Source organism: Caballeronia zhejiangensis (assembly GCF_022879815.1).
GTDB lineage: Bacteria > Pseudomonadota > Gammaproteobacteria > Burkholderiales > Burkholderiaceae > Caballeronia > Caballeronia zhejiangensis.
The window spans coordinates 12,814-28,397 of the sequence record NZ_CP084285.1; the positions used below are offsets into that span (position 1 = coordinate 12,814).

At 62.7% G+C, this 15,584-nt stretch carries 15 protein-coding genes; 14 read left to right on the forward strand and 1 reads right to left on the reverse strand.

From position 1 onward, the window contains the following. The first annotated feature begins 109 nt into the window (after nt 1-109). From manD to LDZ23_RS21165, 12 genes are all read left to right on the forward strand, one after another. Complete coding sequence (manD, locus tag LDZ23_RS21110; protein WP_008347871.1) at nt 110-1,318, forward strand: D-mannonate dehydratase ManD; 1,209 nt, start codon at nt 110-112, stop codon at nt 1,316-1,318. A gap of 47 nt (nt 1,319-1,365) precedes the next feature. Continuing rightward, nucleotides 1,366-2,736, forward strand: a complete 1,371-nt coding sequence (locus LDZ23_RS21115) for an MFS transporter (RefSeq protein WP_033536187.1) — start codon at nt 1,366-1,368, stop codon at nt 2,734-2,736. Nucleotides 2,737-2,791: 55 nt separating this feature from the next. Next, nucleotides 2,792-3,829, forward strand: a complete 1,038-nt coding sequence (locus LDZ23_RS21120; RefSeq protein WP_008347875.1) for an L-idonate 5-dehydrogenase — start codon at nt 2,792-2,794, stop codon at nt 3,827-3,829. A gap of 91 nt (nt 3,830-3,920) precedes the next feature. After that, entirely contained in the window at nt 3,921-5,219 is a 1,299-nt protein-coding gene (locus tag LDZ23_RS21125) for an MFS transporter (RefSeq protein ID WP_008347877.1), read from the forward strand. Between the two features lie 65 nt (nt 5,220-5,284). Then, nucleotides 5,285-6,091 (forward strand): GntR family transcriptional regulator, encoded by an 807-nt coding sequence (locus LDZ23_RS21130; RefSeq protein WP_008347879.1) that lies wholly within the window; start codon nt 5,285-5,287, stop codon nt 6,089-6,091. 132 nt (nt 6,092-6,223) lie between these two features. After that, the gene (locus LDZ23_RS21135) at nt 6,224-7,378 is read left to right on the forward strand and encodes an efflux RND transporter periplasmic adaptor subunit (protein WP_008347880.1); all 1,155 of its coding nucleotides are present in this window, start codon (nt 6,224-6,226) and stop codon (nt 7,376-7,378) included. 1 nt (nt 7,379) lies between these two features. Then, nucleotides 7,380-8,072, forward strand: a complete 693-nt coding sequence (locus LDZ23_RS21140; protein WP_008347883.1) for an ABC transporter ATP-binding protein — start codon at nt 7,380-7,382, stop codon at nt 8,070-8,072. A 6-nt stretch (nt 8,073-8,078) separates the two neighbouring features. After that, complete coding sequence (locus LDZ23_RS21145; RefSeq protein ID WP_008347884.1) at nt 8,079-9,233, forward strand: ABC transporter permease; 1,155 nt, start codon at nt 8,079-8,081, stop codon at nt 9,231-9,233. Between the two features lie 9 nt (nt 9,234-9,242). After that, entirely contained in the window at nt 9,243-10,409 is a 1,167-nt protein-coding gene (locus tag LDZ23_RS21150; protein ID WP_008347886.1) for an ABC transporter permease, read from the forward strand. A 103-nt stretch (nt 10,410-10,512) separates the two neighbouring features. Further along, nucleotides 10,513-10,905, forward strand: a complete 393-nt coding sequence (locus LDZ23_RS21155) for a tautomerase family protein (protein WP_008347888.1) — start codon at nt 10,513-10,515, stop codon at nt 10,903-10,905. A gap of 29 nt (nt 10,906-10,934) precedes the next feature. Next, nucleotides 10,935-11,306, forward strand: a complete 372-nt coding sequence (locus tag LDZ23_RS21160) for a GFA family protein (RefSeq protein WP_008347889.1) — start codon at nt 10,935-10,937, stop codon at nt 11,304-11,306. Between the two features lie 142 nt (nt 11,307-11,448). After that, entirely contained in the window at nt 11,449-12,918 is a 1,470-nt protein-coding gene (locus LDZ23_RS21165; protein ID WP_008347891.1) for an alkaline phosphatase family protein, read from the forward strand. Between the two features lie 16 nt (nt 12,919-12,934). Here LDZ23_RS21165 and LDZ23_RS21170 read toward each other — a convergent pair whose 3' ends face one another. After that, nucleotides 12,935-13,453, reverse strand: a complete 519-nt coding sequence (locus tag LDZ23_RS21170) for a GNAT family N-acetyltransferase (protein WP_008347894.1) — start codon at nt 13,451-13,453, stop codon at nt 12,935-12,937. Nucleotides 13,454-13,698: 245 nt separating this feature from the next. Here LDZ23_RS21170 and LDZ23_RS21175 point away from each other — a divergent pair, with 245 nt between their 5' ends. Together LDZ23_RS21175 and LDZ23_RS21180 are read left to right on the forward strand one after the other, a co-directional pair. Next, nucleotides 13,699-14,784, forward strand: a complete 1,086-nt coding sequence (locus LDZ23_RS21175; RefSeq protein ID WP_008347896.1) for a linear amide C-N hydrolase — start codon at nt 13,699-13,701, stop codon at nt 14,782-14,784. Nucleotides 14,785-14,891: 107 nt separating this feature from the next. Continuing rightward, the gene (locus LDZ23_RS21180) at nt 14,892-15,578 is read left to right on the forward strand and encodes a DUF3348 domain-containing protein (RefSeq protein WP_008347899.1); all 687 of its coding nucleotides are present in this window, start codon (nt 14,892-14,894) and stop codon (nt 15,576-15,578) included. Nucleotides 15,579-15,584 lie beyond the last annotated feature (6 nt).

Here is a 15,584-nt window from a genome sequence, read left to right on the forward strand (position 1 = left end):
CATTTTCGATGGCATTTTGAATTAGGAATGGGGAAAACCCGTTATTGACGTCGTAACATACTGGTATGGTAGTATCCGGCACATCGAATGCCCATTCAAGGAAATACCTATGAAGATCATCCGCGCCGACGTGATCGTGACTTGCCCCGGCCGCAACTTCGTCACGCTGAAGGTGGAAACGGACGAGGGCATCTACGGTATCGGCGATGCGACGCTCAATGGCCGCGAACTCGCTGTCGCGTCGTATCTGAAGGATCACGTATGTCCGCTGTTGATCGGGCGCGAAGCGGGCCGCATCGAAGACACCTGGCAGTTTCTCTACAAGGGCGCGTACTGGCGACGCGGCCCCGTCACGATGACCGCAATCGCCGCCGTCGACATGGCGCTCTGGGACATCCTCGGCAAGGCCGCGAACATGCCGCTCTACAAGCTGCTCGGCGGTGCGTCGCGCGACGGCGTGATGGTCTACGGACACGCAACCGGCCGCGACATCCCCGAAGCGCTCGACCGCTACGCGGAGCATATCGAAGAGGGCTACAGGGCGATTCGCATCCAGTGCGGCGTGCCGAACATGCGTTCGGTTTATGGCGTCGCGAAGGGCGACGGCATGTATGAGCCGGCGACGAAGGGTGCGGTCGAGGAGCAGAGCTGGTCCTCCGAAAAGTACCTGGATTTCGTGCCGAAACTCTTTGAAGCCGTGCGCGACAAGTTCGGTTTCGACACGCATCTGCTGCACGATGTGCATCACCGGCTTACGCCGATCGAAGCGGCGCGGTTCGGCAAATCGGTCGAGCCGTATCGCCTGTTCTGGATGGAGGATCCGACGCCCGCCGAGAATCAGGCCGGCTTCCGTCTGATCCGCGAGCACACCGTGACCCCGATTGCGGTGGGCGAGGTGTTCAACAGCATCTGGGACTGCAAGCAGCTGATCGAAGAGCAACTGATCGACTACATCCGCGCGACGCTCACGCATGCGGGCGGCATCACGCATCTGAAGCGCATCGCCGATTTCGCATCGCTGTATCAGGTCCGCACGGGCTGCCACGGTCCTTCGGATCTGTCGCCGGTCTGCATGGGCGCAGCGCTGCACTTCGACTTGTGGGTGCCCAACTTCGGCGTGCAGGAGTACATGGGCTTTCCGAAGGAAGCGCTCGATGTGTTCCCGCATGCATGGTCGTTCGATCGCGGGATGATGCACCCGGGCGAAGCGCCGGGGCACGGTGTAGACATCGACGAAAAGCTCGCCGCAAGGTATCCGTACGATCCGGCGTACTTGCCGGTGGCGCGCCTCGAAGACGGCACGCTCTGGAACTGGTAATCGCGTTTGGTTTAAGGCATTCAAAACACAAGATACCGGAGACAGACATGGCACACAGGGAAACCAGCGCGATGCTGCGCCGGGTGGCAGCGGCATCGACCATCGGCACGGCGGCGGAGTATTACGACTTCTTCGTGTACGGCACGGCAGCGGTGCTCGTGTTCGGCGCAAAATTCTTTCCGAGCCACGATCCGCTGATCGGCACGCTGGCCGCGTTCGCCACGTATGCGGTCGGGTTCGTCGCGCGGCCTGTGGGCGGTATCGTGTTCGGGCATTTCGGCGACAAGATCGGCCGCAAGAAAGCGCTGATTGTCACCATTCTGATCGTGGGTCTGGGCACGTTCGCCATCGGCTTGTTGCCGGATTACTCGCAGATCGGCATCTGGGCGCCGGCGGCGCTTGTGCTGATCCGCGTGCTGCAAGGCTTCGGCGTCGGCGGCGAGCAGGCCGGCGCGGTCTTGCTCACCGCCGAATATGCGCCGCCGCGCGAACGCGGCTTCTTCGCGAGCCTCGTCCAGCTCGGCGCGCCCGCGGGCTTTCTGATCCCATCGGGCATCTTCGCCGTTCTGACCGCGATGCTCACGCACGAACAACTGATGGACTGGGGCTGGCGTCTGCCATTTCTCGGCAGCATCGTGCTTGTCGTCGTCGGGCTTTATATTCGACTGCGCACCGAGGAATCGCCGGTGTTCGCGGCGATCCGCGAGACCAAGGCGGTCGAATCGCGGCCCGTCGTGGAAGTGGTGAAGCAGCACGGCGCGACGATCGTGAAGGGTGTCGGCGCGAAGCTGATCGAGGCTTGCACGTTCGCGATGTACACGATGATCGTGCTCGCCTACGGCCGCGCGCACGGCATCGCCGACTCGCTGCTTCTGCAGACGATCATCGTCGCGGTCGTGCTCGAACTGATTGCGATCCCGCTCGCGGGCGCACTGTCGGATCGCATCGGTCGGCGCGCGACATTCATCGCGGGCGCAGTGCTGCATGTGCTGCTCGTCATGCCGCTCTTTCACGCTATCGATAGCGGCAGCCGCCTCGCGATCCAGACCGTGATGATTCTCGCGATCACCGTCGGCCACAGCCTTTGTTATGCGCCGCAAGCATCGCTCTTTCCCGAGCTCTTTCCGGCACGCGTGCGATGCAGCGGCATTGCGCTCATCTGGCAGATCGGTTCGCTGATCGGCAGCGGCGCGCTAGGTCTCGTCGCGGTGAAGCTGATTCAGGCGACGGGCGGAAGCTCGATCGGTCTCATCGTGTACGTTGCCGCGCTCGGCATCGTCTCGACGATCTCGCTTCTGCTTCTGCCCGAGACCGCGCCGGCGCGCGTCGGCCGTGATCTGCACGACTGGGGCGCGCCGCAACACGATGCCGCGATCGCCGGATCGAACGCAGAACCGGCGCTCGCCGCCCGCCGTTGATTGCATGCGAAACGCTTTATACAAAGTGCAAACTGCAGATTCCAGGACATAGATCATGCTCGCAGCCGTTCTACACGAACCGAAGAAGCTCGTCATCGACGAGATCGACACGCCCGAACCAGAACCCGGACAGGTGCAGATTCGCGTGCGCGCGGGCGGCATCTGCGGGTCGGATCTTTCGTATTACTTCAAGGGCAAAAGCGGCGACTTCGCCGTGCGCGAGCCGTTCGTGCTCGGTCACGAAGTCGCGGGCGAGATTGCCGCGCTGGGCGAGGGCGTGACGGGCCTTGCAGTCGGCCAGCGGGTCGCGGTGAATCCGGGCCTGAATTGCGGAACGTGCCGCTTTTGCGTGAAAGGCATGCCGAACCATTGCCTGAAGATGCGCTTCATGGGCAGCGCGTCGACGTTCCCGCATATGCAGGGTATGTTCCGGCAATACATCACGGCAGCCGCGCGGCAATGCGTTCCGGTGCCGGATACACTCGATTTCGCGCAGGCGTCGATGGCCGAGCCGCTTGCTGTCGCGTTGCACGCGTTGAAGCTCGCCGGCCCGCTCGTCGGCGCGAAGATGCTGCTCGTGGGTTGCGGGCCGATCGGCTGCATCGTGCTGGCCGCCGCGCGGCGCGCGGGCGCGCATCGCATCGTCGCGCTCGATCTTGCTGACAAGGCGCTCGCGATGGCGGCGTCGCTCGGCGCCGACGAGACCGTGCTCGCGAACGATCAGGCGCGCATCGATGCCTGGTCGCGCGAACGCGGCACCTTCGACGTCGTGATCGAGGCATCGGGCAGCCCCGCCGGTCTCGACACCGCGTTGCGCTCGGTGCGTGCGGGCGGCACGGTGATCCAGCTCGGAAATCTGCCGGCCGGTCAGTCGCCGGTCGCGGCGAACCTCGTGATGGCGAAAGAGCTGCGTTATCAGGGCTCGTTCCGCTTCACCGATGAATACGCGATCGCCGCGGATGAAATCGCCTCGCAGCGCATCGACCTTCGTCTGCTGATGACGCACGCATTTCCGCTCGCCGAAGCGAATCGTGCATTCGAAGTCGCGCTGGATCGCTCTCAATCGATGAAGGTGCATCTCCAGTTCGACTGACGGGCGCTACTTGGCATCGGCATTCAAAATTCATCATTCATGAAGCCGCCGGACCGGAAGGCCACGAGAAGCGGTGCATCGGAGACTCGACATGATCAAAAGTCAGCGGTGGTTCGTCGTCGGCCTGCTGTTCCTCGCGGGCGTCGTCAACTATCTCGACCGCGCGGCGCTTTCCATCGCCGCTCCGCTCATCCAGAAAGACCTGCATTTCACGCATGCGCAGATGGGCATCGTGTTCAGCAGCTTTTTCATCGGGTATGCATTATTCAATTTTGTCGGCGGCGTGCTGTCGGACAGGATCGGCGCGAAGAAAGTCTTCGGCGGCGCAATGGGCATCTGGTCGCTGTTTTGCGGTGCGACTGCGCTGGCGAGCAGTCTCGTGTCGCTGATCGTGCTTCGCGTGCTCTTCGGCATGGGAGAGGGACCGTTCAGCTCGTCGAACAGCAAGATGGTGAACAACTGGTTTCCGCGTCGTGAAGTGGCGAGCGCGATCGGGGTCATCAGTTCGGGGACGCCGCTGGGCGGCGCGCTCGCCGGCCCGGTCGTCGGTTACATGGCGATCCAGTTCGGCTGGCGCTGGGCGTTCGTCATCATCATGATGATCGGCTTCGCGTGGCTCGTGCTTTGGGCGCTTTCGACGACCGAGCATCCGCAACAGAACAAGCGCGTCACGCAGGCCGAACTCGATCTTATCGTCGCGGGCCAGCAGGACGCCGCGTCGATGGAGCACGGCACGCACGGCAAGCAGGCGAACCTCGGCTTTTATCTGCGTCAGCCGATCATCCTCGCCACGGCATTCGCGTTTTTTGCATACAACTACGTGCTGTTCTTCTTTCTCTCGTGGTTCCCGACGTATCTGACCGAAGCGCATCACATGTCCCTGCGCGACATGAGCTTTGCGACGGTGATTCCGTGGCTGCTCGGCAGCATCGGGCTCGCGGCGGGCGGCTTCATCACCGATGCGATTTTGCGTATCACAGGCAAGCCGCTCATGTCGCGCCGCATCGTGCTGACCGTGTGCCTCGGCATGGCGGCGCTGTGCGTCGCGTTCGCGGGGCGCGTGGAGAGCACGCAGGGCGCGGTGGCGTTGATGTCCGTGACGATCTTCTTCCTCTATGTAACCGGGTCCGTGTACTGGGCCGTGATTCAGGACACGGTGCGGCGCGAAAACGTCGGCGGCGTGGGCGGTTTCGTGCATCTGCTCGCGAATCTCGCGGGCGTGATCGGACCGGCGGTGACGGGCTTCATCGTCGAGGCGACGCACGGCGCGTATGGCAGCGCCTTCGTTCTGGCCGGCGCGATCGCGGTGCTCGGCGCGCTGTGTTCGCTCGTATGGATTCGCGAGCCGAAAGCGCGCGCGAAGCGTGAAAGCGCGGCGAGTGCTGCGTGATAGTATCGGGAAGCGAGGCGCGCGAACGTGGCTCGCTTTCTCCTCATTAGCGTTCAGGTTCAATCATGCAAGACGGTATCGTGTCGAATGGCTCGGCTGCAGTGCGGCGTGCGCGCGTACGCAGGCCGCTCGCATCGCAGAAGTTCGAATTGCCCGATCTGACTTCGGCGATATCGCACGACTCGCATGAGCCCATCGGCAAGCAGATTTTTCGGGCGCTGCGTCAGGCGATCTTCGCGGGACAACTCGTGCCCGGCACGCCGCTTTCCGAAAAGGAAGTCGCGGAGATGTTCCAGGTTTCGCGGCAGCCGGTGCGCGAGACCTTCATCAAGCTCGTCGAGGCGGGCGTGCTGCAAGTGTTGCCTCAGCGCGGCACCTTCGTGAAAAAAATCTCGCCGCGTCAGGTGCGCGAAGGGCGTTTCATTCGCGAGGCGATCGAAACGGCGGTCGCGCGCAAGGCCGCGGTCGCCATCACCGATTCGCAACTCGACGATCTCGCCGCGAATCTTCGCGAGCAGAAGAGCGCATCGAAAGTGAACGACACCACTGCCTTTCTCGCACTCGATGAACAGTTCCACATGCAGATCGCGCAATCGATCGACTGCGTCGCTGCATGGGACACGATCCAGGACATCAAGGCGCAGATGGATCGCGTGCGTTATCTGAGCTTGCCGGATGTATCGCCGCTCGATCTGCTCATCAAGCAGCATGCGCGCATCGTGAGCGCGTTGAAGGCGCATGATCCCGATGGCGCCGAGGAAGCGATGCGCGCGCATCTGCGCGAGATTCTGGTGTCGTTGCATCCGATCGCGGAACGCAATCCCGATTGGTTCGAGCCCGACGAGCCGGAGCGGGTGGCCTTGGGAAGCTGATTGAAAGGACAGCGCTATACTGACCATCCTTTCACCGCATGCCGATCCGCGGGCCCATTCCGCGGCGCACGTCCAAAATTGGCTGAACACAACTTAGAAAAACTCAAGATCGACCGGGGTCCGTCTGCCGCGATGCCGCGGCGCCGGCGCAACTGGCTTCGTTACGCCATCATCGTTGCGATTCTGCTCGCGCTCATCGGCGTGGCGTTTCGTCTCACCGGCCCGCAGGCCGTCGAAACCGCCACGGTCACGTCGGTGTATCCGTCGCAGAGCTATACGCTTCTGAACGCCACGGGCTATGTCGTGCCGCAACGCAAGGCCGCAGTCGCATCGAAAGGACAAGGGCGCGTCGAATGGCTCGGCGTGCTCGAAGGCACGCCGGTGAAGGAAGGGCAGATCATCGCGCGGCTGGAGAGCAATGACGTGGCTGCGTCGCTCGCGCAGGCCCAGGCGCAGGTCAAGGTCGCGCGGGCGAATCTCGAGCTGCAGCGCGCCGAACTGAAGAACGCGGAAGTCGATCTCAAGCGCTACAAGATCCTCGCACCGCAAGGCGCGATTCCGGCGACACAGTACGATGCCGCGCTCGCCCGCTTCGACAAGGCCAAGGCGTCGATCAACAGCGACGAAGCCGCGATCGTCTCCGCGCAAGCCAACGCGCAGGCAGCGCAAGTAGCCGTCGATCAAACCGTGATTCGCGCGCCCTTCGACGGCGTCGTGATCGAGAAGCACGCGAATGTCGGCGACAACATCACGCCGTTCTCATCGGCGTCGGACAGCAAGGGCGCGGTTGTCACCATCGCTGACATGAAGACGCTCGAAGTCGAAGCCGATGTCGCCGAGTCGAACATCGCGCGCATCGCTGTCGATCAGCCGTGCGAGATTCAACTCGATGCGCTGCCCGACGCGCGCTTCGCGGGCCGCGTGTCGCGCATCGTGCCGACGGTCGATCGATCCAAAGCCACCGTGCTCGTGAAAGTGCGTTTCGTCGAACGCGATTCGCGCGTGCTGCCCGATATGTCCGCGAAAGTCGCGTTCCTGTCGAAGCCGGTGCCGCCCGAGGAGAAGAAGGCGGTTGTCGCCGTGCAGCCATCGGCGGTCGTCACGCGCGATGGCAGGAAAGTGGTCTACGTGGTCGATCACGACGCCGCGCGCGAAGTGCCGGTGACGACGGGCGAGCGCATCGGCGATCTGCTAGCTGTGCAGGGCGTGAAGCCCGGCGACGTGCTCGTGCTCGCGCCCGGCGACAAGATCAAGAACGGCGCCAAAGTCACGCTGGCGAAGAAATAACGTGAGCACGACGCCTCTCGTTCAGATCAGCCACGTCGCGAAGTCGTATCGGCGCGGTGTGCAGACCGTGCCGGTGCTCACCGACATCACGTTGTCCATCGCGGAAGGCAATTTCGTCGCGTTGATGGGGCCGTCGGGTTCGGGCAAGAGCACGCTGCTCAACCTGATCGCGGGCATCGACCGGCCCGATAGCGGCGAGTTGCTCGTCGGCGGACTCGATATCACGCGCCTGCCCGAAGCCGCGCTTGCCGACTGGCGCGCGGCGAACGTCGGCTTCATCTTCCAGTTCTATAACCTGATGCCGGTGCTGTCCGCGTTCGAGAACGTCGAGTTGCCGCTGATGCTCACGCGCCTCACGCGCCACGAGCGCAAGGAACGCGTCGCGATGGTGCTCGACATGGTCAACATGGCCGATCGCATGAGTCACTATCCGTCGGAGCTGTCGGGCGGGCAGCAGCAGCGCGTCGCGATCGCGCGTGCGCTGATCACGGACCCGAAGCTGATCGTCGCCGACGAACCGACCGGCGATCTCGACCGCAGCTCCGCCGCCGATGTCCTCGCGATGCTGCAACGTCTCAACGACAAGCTCGGCAAGACCATCATCATGGTGACGCATGACGCGCACGCGGCCGGCGCGGCGAAGGCGCTCGTGCATCTGGAGAAAGGCGAGCTGATCGATGGAACCGTGGGCTAAGCCATCATGTTCGTGTTCAAGCTGATCCTGCGCAACGCGATGCGGCACAAGCTGCGCACCACGCTGACGGTGCTCGGGCTGACCATCGCGGTGCTCGCATATGGTCTTTTGCATACCGTCGTCGATGCGTGGTATGCAGGCGCCGCGGCTGCATCGAACGCGCGGCTCGTCACGCGCAATGCAATCTCGCTCGTGTTTCCGTTGCCGCTCGCCTATGAGAACCGCATACGCGGCGTCGAGGGCGTGACGCTCGTTGCGCGCTCGAACTGGTTCGGCGGCGTGTATCGCGATCCGAAGAACTTCTTCGCGCAGTTCGCCGTGTCCGACAACTATCTCGATCTCTATCCCGAGTTCATCGTGCCCGAGCAGCAACGCGCCGATTATCGACGCGATCGCAAAGGCGCGCTCATCGGCCGGCAGCTCGCGGATCAATACGGCTTCAAGGTCGGCGACGTCATTCCGCTCAAGGGCACGATCTATCCGGGAACATGGGACTTCGTCGTGCGCGGCATCATGGAAGGGCGCGACGAATCGACCATTACGCGGCAACTGATTTTTCACTACGACTATCTGAACGAGACGATCCGCAAGACGACCAAGCGCAATGTCGATCAGGTCGGCGTGTACGTGGTCGGCATCAAGGATCCGGACGAAGCGGCTGTCGTGTCGCGCAAGATCGACAATGTCTTCAAGAACTCGCTCGCCGAAACGCTGACGGAAACGGAGCAGGCGTTTCAGCTCGGCTTCGTCGCAATGTCGAATCAGATCATCGCGGCGATACGCGTCGTGTCATATGTAGTGATCCTTATCATCATGGCGGTGATGGCGAACGCGATGGCAATGAGCGCGCGCGAGCGCATCACCGAATACGCGACATTGAAGGCGCTCGGCTTCGGCTCCGCATTTCTATCGGTGCTCGTGTTCGGCGAATCGATGGCAATCTGCGCGATCGGCGGTGGCATCGGCATCCTGGCGACGCCGCCGATGGCCGAAGTCTTCAAGCACGCCACAGGCGGCGTGTTCCCGGTCTTCATGGTGTCGCACGAGACGATGCTTCTGCAGGCGGCATGCGCGTTCGCCGTCGCGATGGCAGCGGCGATCGTGCCGGCGGTGCAGGCGAGCCGCGTGCGCATCGTCGAAGGCCTGCGGGCGATCGGCTGAGGACGCGCGATGGCCATTCCCGTTTCCTACGTCGCACGCAATCTCTGGGCGCGCCGTCTCACGACGATGCTGACGGCAGGCGGTCTCGCGCTCGTGGTGTTCGTGTTCGCGACCGTGCTGATGCTCGACGCGGGACTGAAGAAAACGCTCGTATCGACGGGCGAAGCGGACAACGTCGTCGTGATCCGAAAGGGCGCGGAGACGGAGATACAAAGCGCGATCGACCGCAATCAGGCGAACGTGATGGAGATGCATCCGTCGGTCGCGATGAACGGCGACGGCGAGCCGCTCGCATCGAAGGAAACCGTCGTGCTGATCTCGCTCACCAAGCTCGGCACCAACACGCCCGCCAACGTCGTGATTCGCGGCGTCTCGCCGATGGGCGTGCAATTGCGTCCGCAAGTGAAGCTCACGGCGGGGCGCATGTTCAGGCGCGGCTCGTCGGAGATCATCGTGGGCAGCAGCATCGCGAAGGGGTTCGGCGGCACGCGCATCGGCGACTCCCTGCGTTTCGCGCAGCGCGACTGGACCGTCGTCGGCCATTTCGATGCGGGCGGCAGCGGCTTCGATTCGGAAATATGGGGCGACGTCGATCAGTTGATGCAATCGTTCCGGCGCACGAGTTATTCGTCGATGGTCGTGCGGCTCGCCCGCAGCGATGCATTCGAGCGCTTTCGCGGCGATATCGACATGGACCCGCGCCTCGCCGACGAAGCGAAGCGCGAACAGGTGTTCTACGGCGATCAGTCGAAGGCGCTGTCGACGTTCATCAATATCCTCGGCTTCACGCTGTCGATCATCTTTTCGATCGCGGCGATGATCGGGGCGATGATCACGATGTACGCGTCGGTGGCCAATCGTGTCGCGGAGATCGGAACGTTGCGCGCGCTCGGCTTCAAGCGCTTCGACGTGCTCGGGGCGTTCCTGCTCGAAGCGTTGTTGCTCGGGCTGGTCGGCGGCGTGGCCGGACTTTCGTGCGCCGCGCTGATGCAATTCGCTTCGTTTTCCACGACCAATTTTCAGACCTTCGCGGACTTGTCGTTCCGCTTCATCCTGACGCCTTCGGTGATCGCAAAGACACTCGGGTTCTCGCTCGCGATGGGACTCGTCGGCGGATTCCTGCCGGCGATGCGGGCGTCGCGGATGAATATCGTGGACGCGCTGCGCGCGCGATGATCCCGTTTAGTCGAACGGTCGATCCAAAAGTATTCAATATTCATCATGCATTGTGCGGCGTAGAGTCGAGATCACCCGAACTCGATCTCGAAGGAGTTTCATCATGCCGCTCGTCAGAATATCGCTCATGAAAGGCAAGCCGCGCGAGCATATCCGCGCGATCTCGAACGGCGTGCACGAAGCGCTCGTCGAAGCGTTCAAGGTCCCCGCCGACGACCGCTTTCAATTGATCGACGAACACGAGCGCGACCACTTCATTTACGATCCCGGTTATCTCGGTGTCGAACGCAGCGACGACGTCGTGTTCATCCACATCACCGCGAGCGACTGGCGCGACACGGCGACGAAGAAAGCGTTCTACAAGACACTGGTGGCGAAGCTCGCGGCATCGCCCGGACTGCGGCCCGACGACGTGATGATCGCGCTCGCGCCGAATCGCCGCGAAGACTGGTCGTTCGGACGCGGACTCGCGCAGTACGTGGAGGACGCGGCCTGACCGAAAACCGCAAAGGAGCCGTATCCACGATGAACCCGACGACCCTGAAAGGCGCGTGTCACTGCGGCGCGATCACCTTCGAAGTCGAAACTTCGCCGGAACCCGCCGCGCGCTGCAATTGCAGTTTCTGCCGAAGGCGCGGCGCGGTCATGTCGCCGCCCTTTGTCAAAGAGAAGTTGCGCATCCTGTCGGGCGAGGACGAACTCACGCTTTATCAATTCAACACGCAGGTCGCGAAGCATTACTTTTGCAAGCGCTGTGGAATTTACACGTTCCATCAAACGCGTTCGAATCCTGCTGAATGGCGCGTGAACCTCGGCTGTGTCGATGGCGTGGATGCGTATTCGCTCGATGCACCCGTCAAGGACGGCGCGAGCAGTTCGGTAGTGGGGCGCGCATAGCAGCGTCGCCATGTGAGTGAAGGGTGCCGGGAACGCGGCGTGCTACAACCCGGCACCCACAAGCCGTTCGCGTTCGATGTTCAAGGCGCAACCGCGTTTCCGAGAACGGCGTTCGATAACAACACTCACATGGAGCGCCGTCATGGCACACAAGCCTTCCAACGAACCCGACGCGGTACGCCGGCGTCTGCTTGCCGCGTTCGCCAGCACGGCGATGCTGTCGGCCTGCGGTGGCGGCGGCAGCGACGATGACTCGGGCACCGTCACGCCGACGAGTCCTATCGGCACGATTCCGTCCGATCGCGCGAATCTGCCGCGTCCGGCGTTGCCCGCGCCGGAGACTTCGGGCATCGATCACATCGTGCTCGTGACGATGGAAAACCGCTCCTTCGATCACATGCTCGGCTGGGTGCCGGGCGCGGAGGGCGTGCAGGCGGGCAAGCAGTTCACCGATGCGTTCGGCACGGTGCAATCGACATTCGCGCTGTCCGCCAACGCTGCGTTTGGTTATCAAGGCTGCCAGTTTGCCGATCCCGATCACGCCTACGACGCAGGCCGCACGCATCTCGCGAACGGCGCGATGAACGGCTTCCTGCTCACGCCGGATACGAACAAGACGCGCGGCGATCTGCTGCCGATCGGTTACTTCACCGGCAGCGATCTCGAGTTCTATCGACAGGCGGCGACGCAATACACCGTCTGCGATTACTACATGAGCGGCATTCTCGCCGACACGTTTCCGAACCGCGTCTATCTGCATAGCGGCGAAACGGATCGCTTGAGCGATACGCTCGATACGTCGTCGCTATCGACGATCTGGGACCGGCTCGATGCGAAGAACGTGTCGTCGAAGTATTACTTTCATGACGTGCCGTTCACGGCGCTTTACGGCACGCGTTACGTCGGCCGCTCGAAGCTCTTTTCCGATTTCCTGTCCGATGCGGCGGGCGGCAATCTGCCGTCGTTCTGCATGGTCGATCCGAGCTTTGCCGGCGAGGCGAACGGCACGTCCAACGACGATCATCCTCATGCCGATGTCCGCAACGGCCAGGTCCTGCTCGCGCAAATCTACGAAGCGCTGCGCACGAGCCCGAACTGGAGCAAGACGCTCATGATCGTCGTCTACGACGAGTGGGGCGGATTCTTCGAGCATGTCGCGCCGCCGGTCAAGTCGCTGTCGGAGGCGGAACAGAAGCTCGGCAACGACGGCCGCTTGGGTTTTCGTGTGCCATGCGTATTGCTCGGACCGCGCGTGCGCGCGAACAACGTGGCGCGCTATCCGTTCGATCCGAGTTCGATCCATCAACTGCTTGCCTGGCGCTTCGGGCTCGATCCGCTGGGCGTGCGCGCGAGCGATCCGACCACGTTCAACATGGCTTACGCGCTCGATCTGAGCGATGCGCCACGCACCGATGCGCCCGCGATTACGGTGGCGCAAGGGCCGTTCGGACTCGAATGCTCGAACACGGCGTCGACAGGATCGGGTCTCGAGACCATCGACAAGTCGCGGACGGCGAAAGCAGCGGAGGGCGCATCGCAGACGCCGACGCCCGGCGGGCGCTTCGCCGACTTGCGCGCCAAGGCAACTGCGCTGGGATTCCCTTCTTCGTGATTTCCTGATCGACGCGCTATGCACCGCGCGCGAAGTCGAGCGTCATGAGGACCGAATCGTGATACGTGCCGTCGATCTTCAGCGCACGCGGCTCGCGCGCGTATTCGACGAATCCCGCCGCGCGATACAGCCTCATTGCAGCGAGATTCTCCGGCGCGACTTCGAGCTTGATTTCGTCGACGATGCCCCGCGCGTACGCAAGCACGGCATCGACGAGCGCAGCGGCAAGTCCCGTGCCGCGCGCACTCTCGCGCACGTACATGCCCCAGAGAACGCCTTTGTGCCGGAGCTTTGCGCCCGTCGGCACGAGCAGCCCGGCTACCCCGGCTAACATGCCATCGCGGCCGTCGGCACCGAACACCGCGTGATCCGCGATGCGCGCGCCGAACCAGTCGGGCGTCTGCATGCGCTCGTCGTCATACGAAGCGCCGAACGACGTTGGATAACGCTGCAGGCCTTCGAGACGAATATCGCGGAACGCTTGTGCGTCGGCGGGCGTCAGGCGTCTGATCGGCGGGATGATGGCATTCTGCATAACGCATGCAATGAACAAATGGGGGGACATCCATGATAGCCGGGCGCCTCACATCTCCTCTTCGCAGACGGACGAATCGGAAATAAATCCTTAGCCCATGCGCCGATCGAATGTCTTCAGGTAATTGTCACCATCGGGTAATCATAAAGACGACGCCCATGTTGCCACCGGTGCGCTTTACAAAGCAGGGCGAATCCAATATTTCTGAAGGCGGCTTCACGAACCAACGAAAAGGGAACACGGCCATGACCCGTCTGATTCGAACGTTCGCTTTCCTCTTCGCGCTGGCATTGCTCTCCACGTCGCTCGCGCTTGCCTGCACGCGCACGCTCTATGTCGGCGACAAAGGCCTCGTCATCACCGGCCGTTCGATGGACTGGTCCGAGGACATGCGTTCCAATCTCTGGGTGATGCCCGCGGGCATCGAACGCGATGGCAACGCGGGGCCGCGCTCGATCAAATGGAAATCGAAGTACGGCAGCGTGGTGGTGTCGGGTTATGAAATTGGCACGGTGGACGGCATGAACGAGCGCGGGCTCGTCGCCAATGCGCTCTATCTCGCGGAGACCGATTACGGCAAGCCCGACCCGAAGCGCGATCCGATGTCGATCAGTCTGTGGGCGCAATATGCGCTCGATAACTTCGCGACCGTCGGGCAAGCCGTGTATGTGATGTCGCGCGAACCGTTCCAGATCATCGCGCCGCCCCTGCCCAACGGCAAGCCGCTGACGATCCATCTTTCTCTTTCCGATGCGCGCGGCGACTCTGCGATCTTCGAGTACATCAACGGCAAGCTCATCATTCATCAAGGCAAGAAGTACAAGGTGATGACCAACTCGCCGATCTACGATGAACAGCTTGCTATCGATACTTACTGGAGAAGCGTCGGCGGCATGGGCTTCTTGCCGGGCACGAATCGCGCGGCGGACCGCTTCGTGCGCGCGTCGTTTCTGCTCGATGCGATTCCGAAGCAGGCCGATGCGAATTACATGGCGGGCGTGCCGCAGCAGTCGTACGCGTTCCAGGCCGTCGCGAGCGTGATGAGTCTCATGCGTTCGGTGAGCGTGCCGCTCGGCATCAGCACGCCGGAGCAGCCGAATCTGTCGTCGACGATATGGCGCACGGTCTCGGATCAGCAGAACCTGATCTATTACTTCGATTCAGCGACGCGGCCCGATACGTTCTGGGTGTCGCTCAAGAAGCTCAACCTGAATCCAGGCGCGCCGGTGATGAAGCTGACGATCGATTCGGGACAGGTCTTCTCCGGCGAGACCGCGGGCAGCTTCGTCGCGACGCAGCCTTTCGCGTTCATGCCCGCGAAGGCGCCATGAGCCAGCATTTGCCTCGACGTTGTCGCGGCTCCGCACGAAACGGGGCATCGATTTCGCCCGCGCAGGTAAAATAGTGTCCTTTTGCCCCCGGTGATCCTGTGCAAGGCATGAAGCGCACGGCATTCAGCGGCCCGGCGCTCGTTCGCCTGCTGGCACATTTTGCCGATCTCGACGTTCACGAACCCGCTCAATCGCTCGCGGACCGCCTGAGCCAATGGCTCGGCTGGACCGATGCGATTGCGCTGTCCACTGCGCTCGCATCCGATCCGCCCGCCGCGTCGGGCGCGCGATCCGTTGCGCGCGAGGTGGAAGAAGAGTGCGCGCGCGTGCGCAACTCGCTCGCAGGCGCATTCGCACGCGAGGAAGCGGCCGCGCGCCGCAGGAATCGTACGCCGGTGAAGCCGTCGTCCGACGATGCGCCCATCGACTACGCGGACTTTCGTCAGCGCTATGTGTCCTTGCAGCAAGCGATGGAATCCGACATCGGTGCGCTGCGCACGCGTCTGCGATCGACACTCGCGACGAAATCGCCGGACATGGCGCGTCTCGCCGTCGTCGATGCCGTGATGGAACAGGCGTTGAGCGCGCGCGAACGCAGTCTGCTCGCCAACGTGCCCGCGCTGCTCGGCAAGCATTTCGAGCGTCTGAAGCGCGCTCAAGCCGCTGTCGAGACATCGGCGCCGAATGCATGGCTCGACGTGTTTCGCAAGGATCTGCAGAGCGTGCTGCTCGCCGAACTGGATGTTCGTTTTCAACCGATCGAAGGCTTGCTCGCGGCTCTTCGGCCCCGCTAACTGGCT